This window comes from Streptomyces sp. NPDC058632 (assembly GCF_042717095.1).
GTDB lineage: Bacteria > Actinomycetota > Actinomycetes > Streptomycetales > Streptomycetaceae > Streptomyces.
In genome coordinates this window covers 67,583-86,032 of record NZ_JBHXQZ010000024.1, presented here as the reverse complement: position 1 = coordinate 86,032, position 18,450 = coordinate 67,583, and the positions used below count along the sequence as shown (strand labels likewise).

Sequence of the window (18,450 nt, the reverse complement as noted above, 5' to 3'; positions counted from 1 at the left end):
GCTCCTGCCGCGAGCCCCGGAGCGGGCAAGCGGCAGGAGCGGTGTGAGGGGCCTCCTTCAGTTCCTGGCGGCCGTCCCGCCGAGGGAAGCGGCATCGAGGGTGTGGCCGAGCAGGTGCAGCGGGGCGGCCGACACTCCGGCCCGCTCCACCGCGTCCCAGTAGGCCAGAGCCACTCCGGTGTCCACCAGACCGTGCACCAGCGGCAGTTCGTGGCCGGCGGCGTGCAGCAGGGACTCGGACCGGCAGGAGGCCAGGGTCTCCTCGATCCAGGGCTGCGCGAGATAACCGGCTGCCGCCGCGTCCGGCAGGTCCCCGGCGACCTCCCGGTCGGTGGGGCCGACGTGCAGCAGCCCGCCGCCCAGCACCAGTATGTCCTTCCGCTCCCGCATGCGCGTAAGGGCCCGCTCGGTGTCGAAGCAGTGCGGGAAGGAGTCGTCGACCACGACGGCCCCGGGCCGGAGCCGGTCGATGTCGAGCACCGCGGCGGCGCCGCTCACCGCTGTCACCAGAAGGTCCGCACCGTGGACCGCGTCCGGCAGCACCCGCTCCGACTCCACGACCTCGAACCCGGCCGGACCGACCAGCCCCCGCTTCTGCAACCGCCGTCCCAGGGCGGTCAGCCGCGGCCCGCTGCCCCGCACATCGCACAGGAGCAGTCGCCGGGGAGGCCGGGCGGCCAGTGACAGCAGCAGCTCCAGTGAGGAGGCACCGATCGAACCCAGGCCGGCGAACGCCACGTCGAGATCCGGGAGGTCCCGGCCGGTGGCCTCCAGCGCCGCGTGCACCGTTTTCACCACGGACACGACCGTCGCCGCGTGGCCCGTCGTCACGGCCGCCGGATGGCGTCCGGACCGCAGCACGTCGAAGCCGTATCCGGTCAGCGACGGAATCATCCCCGCCAGGGACACACATCGCGCACCCCGGGCGGCGGCGAGCGACACCGCACGGGCGGTGTGCTCCACCAGCCCGGTGTCCGTCGCGAGTTCGTCGGCGAAGAGCGGGAGGGAGAAGAAGCCCGACCGGCCCAGTGGCGTATCCACCGTCTCCACCAAGCGTGGGACGCTCTCGGGGAACAGCAGCGCGCGCACCTCGGCCCGGGGCAGCGCCGACGCGGGCAGACCCGCCAGGCGCGCAAGATGCCCCGGCGCGGGCAGGTAGCCGATCAGGGCAGCGTCCATCGTGTCCCGCGGTCCGTGGCCCCTCGCTGCGGACCGGCGCGCCACGGGACGGTCCGTTTCGGGAGGGTTCGTCGTCGGACGGCTCGACACGCCGCTGTCACCCGCCGCGGCCCGTTCGAGACGTCGGCGCAACGCGTCGGTGAAACGACCGAGTGCGCCGGGTGCGAACGCCGGGCTCGCGCCCCGGACCGTCACCCGCAGCCCGCCCCCGTCGGGCCGCACCGCCATGAACACGTCCGTCGCGGAGGACGGCGGCAGGAACGTACTGTCTCCCGCCTCCCACGACAACCGCAAAGGGCCGGCGTCGTCCGCGGGTGCCAGCGCGGAGAAGTCGAGGAAGGTGAAGAAGAACTGGGAGGTCAGGGGAAGCCCGTCGGCACGCAGTGGGGCCACGTCCTCGTGGGCGCGTGCCTCCTCCGCCTCGGCGGCTGTGCGGCGCAGGGCACGGTCGAAGTCCCACCCGCTGGCGGCGTGAGAGGTGTTGGTGCCGGCCGGGGCGGGCCGGACGGGGACGGCCGAGGCGAACGGGCCGAAGATCCGGTGTGAGCCGGGCAGCGCGTTGTCCCGGCCGCTCACCGCCAGCCCCACGATCAGATCGGACCGGCGGGTCAGCGCCGCGAGCTCCTGGTAGTAGGCGGCCAGCAGGGGCGCGTACAGGGTGGTTCGCGCGTGGGACGCGAGTGTACGCAACGCCGCCGTCAGGGAGGTGCCGAGCGTGAACTCCGAGGACTCGAACCGGGCATCGCCCTGGGCGGCCCCGGCACGGTTCGTCGCGCCGCCGTCACCGGCCACCGCCGTGGTGCGCAGCACCGGCGGCCGGTACGGGGCGTACATCCGGGCCCGGCGTTCCGCCGCCGACCCGGCGACGCCGGGCCGGCGGCCGGTCTCCGCCGACCACCGGACGTGGTCACGGAAGTCACTGCGCAACAGCGGGAGGCGGGGCGCGGTGCCGCCGGCTGCCGACCAGTCGTACACCTCGGTCAGTTCCTGCATGAGCAAGGCCGCGCTGTATCCGTCGCCGATGACGTGATGGGCGTGCACCAGCAGGGTGTGCTCCTCCGGAGTGAGGCTGAGCACCTGAAGGCGCACCAGCGGCCAGGCCCAGGTCTCGAGGTGCCGTTCCGCCTCGGCCGCGGCCCGTTCGTCCACCTCGGCGGTGGACGCGACCGTCTCGAAGACGACCGGCAGACGCAGGGACGGCGGCAGTTCCTGCTGGACGGGCGGACGGGCACCGGCGGGGAAGACGGTGCGGAGCATGCCGTGCCGCTCCACCAGCATGTCGACCGTCGACTGGAAGACGTCGGGATCCAGCGGTCCGGACAGCCGAATCCGGGCCAGCCAGGTCCCGCCGCCCGGCGCGAGAGCCTCCGCGAGCAGGAACCCGCGCTGGCCGGCCGTGACGGGGAACGGAGATGTCCGGTCGTCGCCGGCCGGAAGGGACCGCCCGGCCGGGGGTGCGGAGACGGAAGCCGAGGCTGCGGTGGCGGTGGCGGAGCGCGGTTCCGACGCGGCGGCGTCGATGGCCGCGGACAGCGCCGCGAGGGTGCGATGACGGTAGATCACCGTCGGCCGGGGCAGCGGCACCCCGTGGTCCGCGAGCCGGGCGAACACCCGCAGGACGAGCAGCGAGTCACCACCCAGGTCGAAGAAGTCGTCCTCCCGGCGGACCGATTCGACGTCCACCCGGAGCAGGTCCGACCAGACGGCCGCCACGCGTCGTTCGGTCGCCGTGGCTGGGGAGGACGTCTCCACGTCGTCCGGTGCCGCCGGACCGGACCGGGAGGACGTGCCCACCAGTGCCAGGCGGTCGACCTTCCCGGTGCCCGTCAGGGGCAGCGCGTCGACGCAGGTGATCCGGGCCGGGATCATGTACGACGGCAGAACGCCGGCCAGGTGACGGCGCAGCTCCCGGGTGTCCGGCCGGTGGGCCGAGGACCGGAGGGTGACGAAGGCGAGCAGCTGCCCCTCGTGCGCCGTCACCGCCGCCCGCGCGACCCCGGGATACTCCTGGAGCGTCGCCTCGACCTCTCCCGGCTCCACCCGGTTCCCGCGGATCTTCACCTGGTCGTCGACCCGGCCGAGGAATTCCACGGTGCCGTCGGCCGACCGGCGGACCCGGTCCCCGCTGCGGTACCAGCGTCGCCCCGCCCGCATGGTGAACGCCCGCGCGGTCAGCTCCGGTTCGCCCAGGTAACCGGGGGTCAGACCGACGCCCGAGATGAGCAGCTCGCCCGGTTCGTCCGGCTCGCAGGCGGTGCCGTCGGCACGGACCACTTCCAGGTCCGTACCGGCCACGGGATGTCCGACCGGCACCTGCCGCACCTCGTCGCCGGGACGGGCGTCGAGGACCCGGCAGGTGGCGTTGACGGTCGTCTCGGTGGGTCCGTACAGGTTGGCGATCCGCGCGCCGTTTCCGAACAGGTCGAACCAGCGGCGCACATGGTCCACGGGCAGTGCCTCACCGCCGACGTGCACCCACCGCAGCGCCGTCAGATCCGGGAGGCCTGCTCCGCTCCGCGCCCTTTCCTCGGCGGCCGACAGCAACTGTTCCCAGAGCGTCGGCACCGAGCTCCACACACTGACCCGTGCCCGCTCCACCCGCGTGAGCAGCAGCTCGGGATCCCGCAGTAGGCCACGTGGCACGGTCACGACGGTGCCGCCGACCAGGAGCGGTGCGAGCAACTGGCGTACCGAGGCGTCGAAGCAGGGCGAAGCGGTCTGCGCGAGGCGGTCGTCGGGACCGTAGCCGAAGGTGGCGACGGCCCAGTCGAGATAGTTCTCCATCGCCCGGTGAGTGATCGGCACCGCCTTCGGACGTCCCGTGGAACCGGAGGTGAAGATGACGTACGCGATCCCCTCGGCGTCGGACGGCGAGGCAAGGACGGCCGCCGTCGCAGGTGCGGTCACGTCGGGGTCGGCCTCCGTGCCTCTGTACACGTCCGTGTCCGGCAGGCCGTCGTCGGTGACGGGCACCGCCCGTACGGCCGTCAGAGCGTCGACGGTGCGCCGGGTGGGGGCGTGGCACACCACGGTGGTCGCGCCGGTGCGGGCCAGCTGGTCGGCCAGCCGCGCGGTGGGGTGCTCCGGGTCGAGCGGGACCCAGCCGGCCCCGGCGCGCAGGATGCCCACGAGACCGACGACGGTGTCGGCGCCCGGCTCGGTGAACAGTCCCACCAGATCACCGGGGCGTACGCCGCGGGCGTGCAGGCGTGCGGCGAGCCGGGCGGAGGCACGGTCGAGCGCCCCGTACGTGAGAGACGTGTCCGCCGCGTCCACCGCGTCCACGGCATCGACGGAGTCCACGGCAAGCGCGCCGGGTGCCGTCCGGAACCGGTCGAGCAGCCGAGCGGCCAGCGGGACGCTTCCGTCGTCCCGCACGGACGAGGACGGCACGACGAGGGAGGGGACGGCGTCCGGCGGCGGCTGCGGCGACCGCGGTGTGCGCAGCGCGGCCAGCTCGGCGCGGAACTCCCGGTCCAGGCGCGCCACGGTGGCCCGCCGGAACAGCGGCTCCGGATAGTTCCACGACAGCCGTAGCTGCGGACCGTCCGCCCAGCACAGCAGACTCAGCCGGGTCGCCGCCGACCCGGTGCCGGCGGCGCTGGCCCGTACCTCCACCGGACAGCCGGCGGCGGGCTCCGCAGGGAAGCGGGCGAAGCTGAAGCCCACCGGACTCACTGTGCGGCTGCCGAAACCTGCACCGGCACCAGTGCCGGCAGCGGGACGTGCGCCGGGGAGCAGTGCGGCCAGGTCCAGGCTGCTCAGTCCGGCGTGCCGCTCGCTCCGCAGCCACATCCCGCGCAATCGCCCCGCCAGGGCAGGAACCGACTCGCCGTCCGCCGTCTCACAGAGCAGGGGAAGGACGTCGGCGAGTGGGCCGACCAGCCGCTCCACGCCCTCGAAGCGGTCCTCACGACGCGCCCTGGCCACGTTGACCACCACGTCCGGGCGCCCCGACCACCGTGCCAGACAGCGCACATACGTGGCGAGCAGCAGGTGGAACAGGGAGACACCGTGCGCGGCGGCCAGTCGTTCCAGGCCGGTGGTGAGATCGGCGCCGAGCTCGCCGTAGTACTGCGCGATCGGGCCGGGCGCGAGCGCGTCGGGATCGCCGTCGTAAGGCAGCCGGAGCGGTTCGCCGAGCGTGGCGAACCGCTCGGCCCAGTACCGCCGGTCGGCGTGCCGCCCGGCGGAGCCGGAGGACGGCAGACTCGCCGCGTACCGTGCGAAGTCCGGTGTGGGAAGTGCCTGTTGCGGACGCCGTCCGTGGTACAGATCGGTGTACGTGTTCCACAGCTCCTCGGCGAGAATGTTCAGGCTGTAGCCGTCCGCCGCCGCGTGGTGCACCACCAGCACCAGATGGGCGAGCTCCGGGGCCTGGCGGAGCAGCACGGCCCGGACCGGCGGCAGCGCCGCCAGGTCGAACGGCCGGTTGCACACGGCCGTCTCGGCATCGGCCACCTCGTCGGCAGCGCAGTCACGCACCTCGAACCAGTCCCGCAGCGGCACCGGAGGCGCCACACGCTGCGCGGGCAGCCCGTCCGGGTCGTCCACCCGCAGCCGGAGCACGCCGTGCCGTTCGGCCAGCGCCGCCAGCGCCCGGCCCAGCAGCTCCGTGTCGAGCGGGCCCCGGACGGCCAACCGCAGATGCCCCCGCGCCGGAACGTCCGGATGCAGCCGGCTGCTGGTGTACAGCGCCAGTTGTACGGGAGTCAGGGCGAAGGCCCGTCCGTCCCCGCACCCGGCCCCCCTCCCGTCCTCGGCCCCCCTCCCGTCCCCGGGTACAGGACCCGGCACGTCTTCGAATCCGCTCCCCGCACCCGCTCCCCGGTCCTTCGCAGTCGCCTGTGCCGGCACACCGGTGTGCCCCTCCAGGTCCAGGTGGGCGGAGAGTTCACGCACCGTCCGGTGTTCGAAGAAGAGCGTGGTGGGCAGCTGCCGTCCCAGCTTCCGCTCCAGCCGCCTGACGAGGTCGACGGCGCCCAGCGAGTCCAGCCCGAGCCGCAGGAACGGCGTGTCGTCGTCGACGCCCGATGCCGGGATGCCGAGTGACTGGGCCAGCAGTTCCCGCAGGACGACAGCGGTGTCGGACGACACCACGGGCCGGTGCCGATGCCGGTCGGTGTCAGGGGGCACGGAGGCGGCGTCCTCGACGTTTGTGGTCCGCACCGGACGCGCCGGGGCAGTGACCGGCTGTGCCCCGGACGCCAGGTCGGCGACGACCAACTGCGTCGCACCGGTGACGCACGCCGCTCGCAGCGCGGCCAGCGCGGGCGCCGTCGCCAGCGGTCGTCCCCCGCCGCCCGCTCCGGCACCCGCGGTGACCGCGAGACCCGTCTCGGCGAACGGACCCAGGTTCACCGACAGCCAGGGACGGCCCGCCAGGCGCTCGGCTCCGGCGAAGGAGTCGAGGAAGGCGTTTGCCGCGGCGTAGGCGCCCAGCGCACCCGCCAGGCCGTGCAGCACCGACGACACCGAGGAGAACGCGACACACACCCCCGGGCGCTGCCCGTGCCGGTGCAGCGCCCCGGCCAGCAGGACCGTCCCGAGGGTCTTCGCCCCCAGCGCCTCCACGGTCTCCGGCACGTCCGTCCCTCGCAGACTGCCGGGCCGTACGACACCCGCCGCGTGGAACACGGCGTCCAGCGAAGGCAGTTCGCGGACGAGCCGCTCCACGTCGGCGGGCACCGTGAGGTCGGCCGCGACGTAGCGTGCCTCGGCACCGAGACCGGCGAGCTCCCTCAGCAGGCCCGCGGGCGGGTGCGGGGCACGTCCCGCCAGCACCAGGACAGGCCGGCCCCGGCCCGCCAGGTCCCGGGCCAGCGCGGACCCGATGCCGCCTGCGCCGCCCGTGATCAGGAACGTACCGTCGGCCGGCAGCCGCTCCTGGTCGTACGGCCTGCCCGGTTCTCCCACCGGGCCCCGCCCTTCCCCTGCTCCCGGTACGACGGAACGCACGAGACGCTGTCCGGTCCGCCAGGCGATCGCTCCCTTCGCCTGCGGCGCCGTCAACTCAGCGGCCAGGCAACGCGGCCACCCCTCGTCGTAGGAAGTGCCAGGAACGTCGTGGGACGCGAGGTCGACCCAGTTCGCGACCACGCCGGCCGACTCCTCCGGTACGGCCAGGGCCAGACCACCCAGAACCGCCTGCGCCGGCACCGGCTGCTCCACGCCGTGACCCGTGACGTGCGCGTCCTCGGTCACGACCAGGAGACGGCGGGCCCCGGTCCGGTCCAGCAGCGCGAGGGCGTCCCGGAACGCCCCGACCGCCTGCCGCAGCTCCTCGTCGAGGACGCCCGCCGGGCCCGCAGGGTCCGCCGTGCCCGTCCGGTCCGTCGAGTTCCGTCGGACCGGGCCGCCGAGAAGGACCACGGCCTGCGGACGGACGTCGACGTGGCCTGCCGTGACCGCCCGTACGCCGAGGGCCGCGAACCCGTCCACCAACCGGCGTACCGCCGAGGCGTCCGCTCCGGCCACCAGCACCGGGCCGGGAAGGCCGGTGCGGGGGAGACCGTCGCCGGAGAGGGGCGCGGGGCGCCACTCGACACGGTGCAGCAGTCCGCGCGCATCGGGCTCGGGCCAGTACCTGCGCCGCTGGTACGGGTACGGCGGCAACTGCACCCTGCGGTGCCCCGCGTCGAGCGCCGTACGGTCGAGGGGCACCCCGCGCGCCCACAGCCGCGCCACCGTCTCCATCAACTCCCGGGCCCCGCCCGGCGCTCCTCCGCCGCCGGACGCTGCCACGGGGGCGGACACCACAAGGGCCTCCTGCGCCGAGCCGTGCACCGCGCCGTCCGTCGTGGCGTCCGTGCCGTCGGCCCGCTGCCGGGCGGCCACCGCGCGGATCGGACCCGCGAGGTTCTCACCCGCGCCGAGTTCCACGAACGTGTCGTAGCCCTCGTCCAGCAGCCGCTCCACGGCCCGGCCGAACAGCACCGGTCGCAGGGCGTGTTCCCGCAGATGGTCCGGATCCATCCGAGGCTGCCACTCGGCGGTGAGCGTGCTCATCACCGCGAGCGTGGGCGCTGACACCGTCAACCTGCGCGCCGCGTCGCTCAGGGCGTGCGCGACCGGCTCCATCAGAGGCGAGTGGAAGGCGCGCGGCACCCGCAGCGCACGGACCGTCGCGCCGCGCGCGGTGAGCCGCTCCGACGCCCGCCGGACCGCGTCCGGGGTCCCGGACAGCACCAGCCGGCCGGGACCGTTGTACGCCGCCACCGCCAGGTCGCCCGGGGAGGCGGCCACCAGCGCCTCCATCTCCCGTTCCTCGGCGCCCCGCACCGCCGCCATGGCACCCGGTGCGGTCGACCCGCCCATGAGCCGCCCGCGTTCCGCCGCGAACAGCAGCGTCTCGGACAGCGACAGCATGCCGCCGACGCAGGCGGCCGCCAGTTCGCCGACGCTGTGTCCGACCAGCGCGTCGGGCCGCATCCCCCAGGCCGTCAACTGCCGGGCGAGCGCGACACCGTGCGCCACCAGCAGGGGTTGCGCCACCTCGGTCGCGGCGAGAACGTCGCCGTCCACGTCGCCGTCCACGCACCAGGCCGTCAAGTCCCGCCCGCGCACCGCTCCCACCAGCGCCGACGCCTCGTCCAGCGTCGCACGGTACACAGGTGCCGTGGCGTACAACTCCCGTCCCTGCCCCGGCCACAGGCCGCCCTGGCCGGGGAACACGTAGACGGTCCGCGGCCGCCCCGTCACCGTCCCGGCGGCCACACCCGGCACGGGCGAGCCGTCGGCGGCGCGCACCGAGGCGAGCCGGTCGCGCAGGTCGCCGGCGGCCACGACGGCGAGACGGTACGGCCGTTCGTCGCGAGCGGCGGCCGCCGTCAGACAGACGTCACCCTCCTCGAACTCCGGGTGGTCGCCCAGGCGGTCCGAGAGGCGCGCCGTCCACGCGTCGAGTCCGGCCGAGCTGCCCGCCGAGAGGGTGAGCAGGTTCGGGCCGTGACTGTCCCGGAGCGCCCCGCGGCCGTTCCCGCGCGGCGGCGCCTCTTCCAGAACCGCGTGCGCGTTGGTGCCGCCGAAGCCGAAGGCGTTGATCCCCGCCCTGCGCGGCCCGGCCGACTCCCAGGCCGTCACCTCCGTCACCAGGGCGAACCCGGACCGCTCGACGGCGGGGGAGACCGGGGTGTGATGCAGCGAGGCCGGAAGCCGCCCGTGCCCGAGGGCCAGGACCACCTTCACGAGCGAGGGCAGCGCCGCCGCGTTCAGCAGGTGCCCGATGTTGGTCTTCACCGAGCCGAGCAGCCGGGGCCGGCCGTCCGGACGGGCCGGGAACGCATGCGCGAGGGACCGCAGTTCGATCGGATCGCCGACGGCCGTACCCGTGCCGTGGGCCTCGACGTACGAGACCGACGCCGGGTCGACCCCGCACTGCTCGTACGCACGGCCGATCACCTCGCGCTGGCGCAGCGGGTTGGGTGCCATCAGGCTCAGCGACGTACCGTCGTTGTTGACTGCGGTGCCGCGTACGACGGCCAGGACCTCGTCACCGTCCCGCCGGGCCTCGTCGAGTCGCCGCAGGACGAGAACCGCGCCGCCCTCACCGGGCACGAACCCGTCGGCCGACGCGCTGAAGGCACGGCTGCGCCCGGTCGGCGACAGGGCTTTGGCCGCCTCCAGGGCCTGGTGCGCCGACGCGGTGAGATGCAGGTTGACCCCGCCGACGACCGCGATGTCGCACTCGCCGTCCGCGAGACTGCGCCGGGCCAGATGCAGCGCCACCAGACCCGAGGAGCACGCGGTGTCCACGGCGAGCGCCGGGCCGTCCAGATCGAGGCAGTGGGACAGCCGCGCGGCGACCAGACCGGGAAGATTGCCGGTCAGGGCCGTCGCGGTCGGCGGCATGCCGACGGTGTTCGCGCCGGCCAGGAGCTGCCGGTAGCCGCTGTCGCCGACGGCGGCGAAGACTCCGGCCCGCAGGGACCGGCGACGGGGCCCGGCGTACCCGGCGCGTTCCAGCGCCTCGTGGGCGAGCTCGAGGAAGACGCGCGCCTGCGGGTCCAGCGCGCGCGCCTCCTCGTCGCCGATACCGAAGTGACCGGCGTCGAAGACGGTGGGGTCGTCCAGGAAGGATCCCCAGCGTCCCGCCGCCCCGGACCCTCCGGAGCCGTCCGTGGCCCGGCCTTCCGCGCCCCAGCGGCCCGGGGGCACCACGGACACGGCGTCGCGGCCGGCGGTGAGCAGGTCCCAGAACTCCTCCGGCGTGTCGGCCCCCGGGAACCGGCAGGCCAGGCCCACCACGGCGGTCGGGGACGCCCCGCCCGCGGCGGACGCGCTCCCCTGCCCGCCCGTGCCCGCGTCGTCCGCCGAGATGCTGTCCGTCCCTGCGCCGTCCGCCTCGACGACATCCATGAGATGGTCGGTGAGTGTGGCGACCGTGTCGCTGCGCATCACCGCCGGACCCAGCGAGACACCGAGGGAACGTTCCAGGGCGCCGAGCGCCTCCATGGCCCGGAGCGAGGTGCCGCCGAGTTCGGCGAACCGTTCCCGGTCCCCGAAGGACGCCTCGGGCACCCCCAGGACCGCGGCCCACACGTCCCGCACCACGCGCCGCACGTCCCCACGCGAACGGGGCACCGCACGCCGGCCCCCGGACGGCGACGGCCGCCGAAGCCGTTCCACCGGACCACCCGCCACCGCACCCGAGCCCGCCATCGCCCCGGAACGGGCCGACGGCCGGTATCCGTCCGCCTCGAACCGGGACCGCATCCGCTGCCGCTGCACCTTGCCGCTCGTCGTCCGGGGGAACGCCGACGGCGGCAGCGCGAACACCCGCACGTCGTCGTGGCCCAGCGCCGCACGGACCCGCCGGGCGACCAGGTCCAGCACCCCGGACGCGGTGCGCGGCGGTCGCGCCCAGGCGACGAACACCGCCACCCGCTCCCCACCGGTCACCGGATCGGTCGACCCGACCACCACCGTCGTCCCGGCCGGCACCCCCGGCGTGCCGGACGCCACCTCCTCCAGGTCCGGGGCATGGAACGTACGGCCGTTGACGAACAGGACGTCCTTGAAGCGGCCGCTGACACACAGTCGGCCGTCCCGGAGGAAACCCAGGTCGCCGGTGCGCAGCCAGCCGTCGGTGAAGGACAGTGCCGTCGCGTCCGGCAGGCCGTGGTAACCGCGGGCGACCTGCGGACCGCTCACCTCGATGTGCCCCACCCGCCGGTCGCCCAGGGGCCGGCCCGCGTCGTCGGTGATCCGCACCGAGCAGCCCGGAACCGGCACCCCGACGTCCATCAGCTCCACCCACCCGGTGGCGTCACCACCGGGTTCCCCCTCCACCACGCGGCCCCGGCCGAGAGCGGACCGCTCCACGGCCACCGGCACGGCCACCTCGCCCAGCGGCGGGAACGCCACGGCAAGCGTCGCCTCGGCCAGGCCGTACACGGGTGTCGCCGCCCGCGGATCCAGCCCCGACGCCCGGGTCCTGGCGGCGAAGTCCCGCCACACCGTCGCCGATATCGGTTCGGCTCCCACCAGGATCAGCCGCACCGCGCTCAGGTCCAGCCCGGCGAACACCTCCTCGGGAACCCGGCGAAGGGTCAGCGCCAGCGCGAAGTTGGCGGCCGAGAGGACGGTGGCCCGATGCGCGGCGGCCACGTCGAACCACAGCCGGGGGTTCTTCGCGAACGACAGGGGACCGATCTTCACCTGCTTGGCCCGCACGGCCAGCGGTGCCAGGTGCGTACCGATGAGCCCCATGTCGTGGAAGTACGGCATCCAGCTGACCACCACGTCGTGCTCCGTGAGGGCGGAGGCCTCCGTCAGCTGCCGCAGGTTCGCCAGCACGGCCGCGTGGGTCAGCTCCACGCCCTTGGGCGCCCCGGTGCTGCCGGACGAGAACTGCAGGAAGGCCAGTCCGTCCGGATCCGGCGCGGCGGGGGAGTCCAGGGCCGGACCCTCCCGCAGTACCTCCGTCCGCAGGACCCGCGCACCGTCCGGGAGTTCGGCGGCCACCGGCGCACAGGCCGCGTCCACCACGACCGGGGGACGGCCGAGGTGCTCCCACACCGGCCGGACCCGCCGTACGTCCGGCGCCAGCGGCACGGGCACCAGACCGGCCGCGAGCGCGCCCCAGAACATGGGCTGGAAGTCGGCGCCGTGCTCCGCGAGCACCGGAACGCAGGTGCCCGGCGGGACGCCCGCGGCACGGAGACCGCCCGCGACGCGCAGCGACTCGGCCATGAGTTCCCGGAAGGTGACGGCCGTCTCGCCGCCGTCGCCCCTGACATGGACGATCAGCTGCTCGGGGGACTGGCGGGCGGCGTCCAGCAGGACGTCCAGCAGGGTCACGGTGTTCATGGGTCCGTTCGTCGTTCGTTCGTGGTGTGCCCGCAGCCGGGGACGCGCGGCGGCGCAGAGGCAGGCGATACAGGGGACTCGCCGGAACCGGGACAGGTTGCTTCCGTGCATTGATCACCGGCGGCCCATTGTCAGTGGCGTCGCCTACGGTTCGATCAGTGGGACCTGCCGGAACGGCCGGGGGCCCGCTCCGGGGAGGGTTCTGTCATGTCTGGCGGGTCGGTGTCGACGACGTATCTGGAGCTGTCGCAGGATGACGGCGCCGCGCACAAGTTCTACGAGGTGACCGTCGACGGCCTGGTGGTGACCGTTCGTTACGGACGGATCGGTGCCTCGGGGCAGACCCAGATCACCACCTTCCCCTCGGCGGACAAGGCGCGGGCCGCCGCCGCGAAGAAGGTCGGGGAGAAGGTCCGCAAGGGGTACGCCCCCGCCGTTGCCGGGCAGCGCGCGCCGCGTGCGGTGACCCGGCGTCAGGTGGCGTCCGCCCCGTCCACCGCGCGTGCCGTGGCTCCCGTGCTGTGGCGGTTCGGCACCGGCTCCGCGGCGTTCGGCATCCACGTCGACGACGAGCACTGCTGGGTCGGCAACCAGGCGGGCGACGTCTACACGCTGGGCCACGACGGCCGGGTGCTGGCCCGCTTCAACCTGCCGGACGGCGTGAAGTGCCTGGTGGCCGACGACTTCTGGATCTACGCGGGCTGTGACGACGGCAAGGTCTACGACCTGTCCTCCAAGCTGCCGTTCGCGGCGTACGACATCGCCGCGGACGTCGACATCTTCTGGCTGGACATCCACGAGGGCGTGCTGGACGTCTCGGACCGCGACGGCAAGCTCACCGTCATCGACCACGAGGACGAGCACCAGTGGTCCCGCCGCAGCCAGGGCGACCACGCCTGGATGGTGCGCGCCGACGACCGGGCCGTCTACCACGGTCATCAGCGTGGCGTCACCGCCTACGCGCCCGACGGCGGCGGCGAGTTGTGGCACACGCCCACCCGTGGCGGCGTGCTGTTCGGCTGGCAGGAGGACGACACCGTGTACGCGGGCACCGCGCACCGCGTGGTGCAGCGGCTGTCGAAGGCGAGCGGGGCCATCGAGGCCACCTATGCCTGCGACAGCGCCGTGTACTCGTGCGCGACCTCGCCCGGCGGCCGGTTCGTGTTCGCCGGTGACGCGGCGTCGTCCGTCTACTGCTTCGACCAGGACGGCACCCGGCTGTGGAAGCTCGGCACGGGCGGCGGCTCGGCCCTGTCGATGCAGTACCGGGACGAGCGGCTGTACCTGGTCACCACCGACGGTTCGCTGGTCTGTGTCGACGCGAGCGAGGCGGCCGTCTCCGCCGCCCAGCAGGGCACGGTGCCGGTCGCGCGGGACGTCAAGCTCGCCGAGGCGCTGCCGACCTACGCGCCGGCCACGACAGCGAGCGCGGTGACCGCGGTGGCCCAGGCCCCGACCGGGGCGATCGTCGTCCAGTGCGTTCAGGACTCCGGCCGTCTGCGCGTGCACGTGGTGTCCGAGGGGTACGACTCGTCGTGGAACGTGCAGTTCCCGCGCGCGATACGCGAGCCCGGAGCCCGCTATGTCGTGGACGCCCTGCATCCGGCGGCCGGTGGCTTCTACCGGGTTCGCGGTGACATCCGCCGGTTGCTCTGAGGTGCCCGGGGTCCCTCGCGGGCGAGGGGCCCGGAGGAGTTCCCGGGGGCCGGACACCGGCCCCCGGGCGTACGACAGGCTCACACGGGGTTCGTGTGAGCCCTGTACGCGCCCCCTCGCCCGTGCGGAGAATGCGGTGTCCATGATCATGCAGCGGAGTGGCCGGTTCCGTCGGCCGAAGCCCAGGAAAGCAGGTCGACCGCCATGCTCTTGCGTCTGCCCACATCCCTGACCGAAGCGCAGAACTGCATGGCCGAGGGAGCGGTGCCCATCGGCGGAGCCACCCTCGTGTGGGCGCTCTGGCAGCGGGACGGCTTTCCCGAGCAGGCGATGTCCCTGCGCAGCCTGCCGGAGGCCAACGTGATCGGGCGCGAGGCGCTGGGTGCTGCCGTTCTGCTGCACCGCATCGACGACCGGGTACCGGAGGTCCTGCGCGGCGCGGCCTCCACCGTGGGCACCGGAGCGGTGCGCCGGACGGCGACGGTCGGCGGCAACATCGTGGGCAGCACCCTGCGGTGTCTGCTGCCGGCGGCGCTCGTCCTGGACGCACGCGCCACCGTGCTGGACCGGGACGGAGCCTTCGAGACCGATCTGGCCGAGGTGGTGGCCAAGCGCCATCTGCTCCTCAGCCTGCGCTGGCGCGCCCCGATGACCAGCGGATACCACAAGGCGCCCGCCGAAGCGGGCGGACCGCCGCCCCTCGTCGTCGCCACCGCCGTGCACGCAAAGGAGGACGGACGACGCAGGGTCCGCGTCGCGGTCCGTGACGGCTACGAGGTGATCGGCGGGAGTGCGGACTGCGCGGCCGGTGCGGACGAGACACTGCGGGCCCTGGACACCACGGACCTCGGTTCGCTCCCCCCGGAGATCGGCGACGTGATGCGCAGGGAGGTGTCCGGGGTCCTCGGCCGGACCACCGACGGCTGACCGCTACGGCTGCCGTTCGTGCGGGCCGGCCGTCGCGACGGCCCCGGCCGGCGGAGGCGTCACCGCCCCCGGTACGGCTCAGCCGGCCGCCTGGGCGTGCCAGGCCGTGGGGTCCCGGGCCCCGGACCGGCGCGGCGACTGCGGGCAGTGCAGGTGGACCTCGTCGATCTCCGGAAGGAGGGGCCGCGTCCCGTCGTCCGTCCACGCCTCGACCGTGACGGCGCCGGGCGGAGCGGCGAACGGGATGGGGACAGGCCCGGCAACTGCTCCGGCAATCGACCGCGTCAGTCGACGGGCCAGGTGTGCACCGGGGCGTTGAGGTGCATGTAGTCGATGTACTGCTGCGTCATCCGGCGCAGGGCCTCATGGCGGCCGCAGTGGGCCGTGGCGTCGATGTGGTGGAACATCTCCTTCTGCCACACCGCCCCGTTGCGCCCGGTGACGCAGCGCTGCTCGATGATGCCGAGCAGCGGCTCCCGCCAGGCCTCGTCCATTCCGGAGAGTTCCAGCCCGCGGTGCGCCAGGGGCAGCAGACGCCGCAGCACCAGTTCGGGCACCGGCACCTCGCCCATCCCGGGCCAGTACAGCCGGGCCTCGATGCCGTGCCGTGCCGCCGTGTGCAGGTTCTCCTCGGCGGCCGAGAAGGACATCCGGGACCACACCGGCCGTTCCTCCTCCACCAGGGCGCGGGTGAGCCCGTAGTAGAAGGCGCCGTTGGCCAGGGTGTCGGCGACGGTGGGGCCGGCCGGCAGCACCCGGTTCTCCACCCGCACGTGCGGCTTGTCGTGCGCGATGGCGTAGACCGGCCGGTTCCAGCGGTAGATGGTGCCGTTGTGCAGGGTCAGTTCGCCCAGTTCGGGAATGTCGCCCCGGTCCAGCGTCTCGGCGGGATTCTCTTCGTCGCACAGCGGGAGCAGCGCCGGGAAGTACCGCAGGTTCTCCTCGAAAAGGTCGAAGACACTGTTGATCCACCGCTCCCCGAACCACACCCGGGGCCGTACCCCCTGCACCTTGATCTCCTGCGGGCGGGTGTCGGTGGCCTGCTCGAACAGCGGGACGCGGGTCTCGTGCCACAGCTCCTTTCCGAACAGGAACGGCGAGTTGGCGGCCAGGGCGATCTGGACCCCGGCGATCGACTGTGCCGCGTTCCAGTAGTCGGCGAACTGCTCCGGGAACACCTGGAGGTGGAACTGGGTGCTGGTGCAGGCGGCCTCGGGAGTGATCGTGTCCGCGTAGGTGCGCAGCCGGTCGACTCCGTCGACCTCGATGTGCAGGTCCTCGCCCCGGGCCGCGAAGATCTGGTCGTTGAGCAGCCGGTAGCGCGGGTTCTCCGACAGCGCCGACTCACCCACGTCCTCCTGCCGCAGCGTCGGCAGGATGCCGGTCATGATCAGATGCGTGCCGACCGACTTCGCGCGGTCCTCGGCGTGGTTCAGCGCGGCACGGATCTCGGACTCCCACGAGTCGGGGCCGCCCGCCGTCAGCCGGCGCGGCGGAACGTTGACCTCGAGGTTGAACCGGCCCAGTTCCGTGGACCAGGCGGGATCCGCGATCACTTCGAGCGCGTCGCTGTTGCGCATCGCGGGCTCCGCCCGGTCATCGACCAGATTCAGCTCGATCTCCAGTCCCACCTGGGGCCGCTCGGCCTCGAAGCGCGCCTCCCGCAGCATCTTCGCGAACGTGTCGAGGCACTCCTGCATCTTGATCCGGTACCGGCGGCGGTCCTCACGGGTGAACACCAGCGCCGGGACATCGCGTCCCATCGGATTCCCTCCCGGCCTCCCGTCCGCGGACACCTCTCCACCCCAGCGTCGCACCACCGGCCGACTCCGACCACGCGGGACAGGGCCCACCGCGACGCCCGGTACCCCGAACCCGGGCGGGGTACCGGAGGCCGGCACCCGCGTCCGCCCGTGGGCGGACGCGCCGATGACGGCGGGCCTGTCCGCCGACGCGGACGGCCGTGATGGACAGCAGCGTCGAGGTGAGACCGGGGGAGCGCCCGGTGCCGCCCTGGAGACAGACGTCCGCGGTGACGTCCGGGGCGGTGCGGACGCGGTGGTCGCGGCCGACGCCGATCCGGTCCTCCTCGTCGCGCAGGCACAGCCCGGCGGTCTCACCGAGGCTGTCGGGGGTCCCGCGGGGGCACGCAGCCGGTGGCGTCGAGCTCGGCGGGACGGAGGCCGTCGGCGAGCGGGCCCGCGAAGACATGGGTCTCCTGGGTGATCAGGGCGACCGTACGGCGGCTCGCGGCGGGACCGGTCGCCGCCGTCCCCAACCGCAGGTCCAAATCCAGGGCGTCGAGGTCCTCGTCCCGGCGCAACGGCAGCCGTCCGGCCGGCCACGCGCCGGAGAGGATCTGCTTGGACAGCGGAGGGCGGTCGTACGGGGCGCGCGGCTCGTCACCGATGAGGGCGAGCGGGCCGTCGTGGCCCGCCCGGCGCAATGCCTCGGCCGCCGCGAGTCCGGCGGCCGAGGCACCGACGACCACGACGCGGCTCACCGTTGCACCAGGCGGATCGCCGCGGCCGGGCGGACCGCCTCGGCCTCGCGCGCGCCATGGAGCAGTTCCTCACCGGGGTACTCCTCCAGCAGGACCGCCACTCCGTCGTCGTCCCGCTGGTCGAAGACGTCGGGGGCGGCCAGAACGCACTGTCCCGACGCCACGCACTTCGGTTCGTCCAGTTCCACACGTGTCGTTGTCACTCGGTCGGTCCTTCCGGTTCTGCCGGTCGTGCTGTGTGCGGGGGCGAGGGCGGGGCCGGTCACCAGGTGACGGGCAGGCTGTGGACGCCGTACGTCGTCCCGGTGTGGTCGAAGGAGAGGTCCTCGATCGGGGCGGCCGCGCGCAGGGTGGGGATGCGGCGGTAGAGGGTGCCGTAGGCGACCTGGAGTTCCAGCCGGGCCAGGTTCTGGCCCAGGCACTGGTGGGGTCCGTAGCCGAACGCCTGGTGGATCCGGGCGGGGCGGGTGAGGTCCAGCCGTTCGGCTTCGGGGAACGCCTCCGGGTCCCAGTTCGCCGCGTGCAGGTCGAAGACGAGGCCCTCGCCCTTGCGGATGACCACCGAGCCGATCTCGATGTCCTCCTTGGCGGCCCGGCGCACACCGGTCTGGACGATGCTCAGGTAGCGCAGCAGCTCGTCCACCGCGTTCGCGATCAGCTTCGGGTCGTCGGTCTCCCGCAACAGGGCGAGCTGGCCGGGGTGCTCGAACAGTGCCAGGGTGCCGAGGCTGATCATCGTCGCGGTCGTCTCGTGGCCGGCGATCAGCATCGCCACGCCCATGTGGACGGCCTCGGTGTGCGACATCTCCCCGTCGCGGACCCGGCCGGCCATCTCGGAGAGCACGTCCTCGCCCGGGTCGTCTGTCTTCCGCTTG

Annotated in this window: 7 protein-coding genes; 2 read left to right on the top strand and 5 right to left on the bottom strand. The window is 73.9% G+C overall.

All coding sequences use genetic code 11. From position 1 onward, the window contains the following. Positions 1-57: 57 nt before the first annotated feature. Positions 58-12,489 (bottom strand): amino acid adenylation domain-containing protein, encoded by a 12,432-nt coding sequence (locus ACFWVE_RS12155; RefSeq protein WP_384011506.1) that lies wholly within the window; start codon positions 12,487-12,489, stop codon positions 58-60. Positions 12,490-12,696: 207 nt separating this feature from the next. On the opposite strand from ACFWVE_RS12155, the gene ACFWVE_RS12150 reads away from it, so the two are divergent. Further along, positions 12,697-14,145, top strand: coding sequence for a WGR domain-containing protein (locus ACFWVE_RS12150; protein WP_384011501.1), 1,449 nt, complete (start codon positions 12,697-12,699; stop codon positions 14,143-14,145). Positions 14,146-14,349: 204 nt separating this feature from the next. Next, positions 14,350-15,072 (top strand): FAD binding domain-containing protein, encoded by a 723-nt coding sequence (locus ACFWVE_RS12145; RefSeq protein WP_384011498.1) that lies wholly within the window; start codon positions 14,350-14,352, stop codon positions 15,070-15,072. A gap of 284 nt (positions 15,073-15,356) precedes the next feature. Here ACFWVE_RS12145 and ACFWVE_RS12140 read toward each other — a convergent pair whose 3' ends face one another. The 4 genes from ACFWVE_RS12140 to ACFWVE_RS12125 form a co-directional block, all read right to left on the bottom strand. After that, positions 15,357-16,835 (bottom strand): glutamate--cysteine ligase, encoded by a 1,479-nt coding sequence (locus tag ACFWVE_RS12140; RefSeq protein WP_384011494.1) that lies wholly within the window; start codon positions 16,833-16,835, stop codon positions 15,357-15,359. A gap of 353 nt (positions 16,836-17,188) precedes the next feature. Then, the gene (locus ACFWVE_RS12135) at positions 17,189-17,575 is read right to left on the bottom strand and encodes an FAD-dependent oxidoreductase (RefSeq protein ID WP_384011490.1); all 387 of its coding nucleotides are present in this window, start codon (positions 17,573-17,575) and stop codon (positions 17,189-17,191) included. Further along, complete coding sequence (locus tag ACFWVE_RS12130) at positions 17,572-17,778, bottom strand: ferredoxin (RefSeq protein ID WP_384011488.1); 207 nt, start codon at positions 17,776-17,778, stop codon at positions 17,572-17,574. Before ACFWVE_RS12130 ends, ACFWVE_RS12135 begins: the two co-directional genes overlap by 4 nt. 59 nt (positions 17,779-17,837) lie before the next feature. Beyond that, entirely contained in the window at positions 17,838-18,419 is a 582-nt protein-coding gene (locus tag ACFWVE_RS12125; RefSeq protein ID WP_384011484.1) for a cytochrome P450, read from the bottom strand. Positions 18,420-18,450 lie beyond the last annotated feature (31 nt).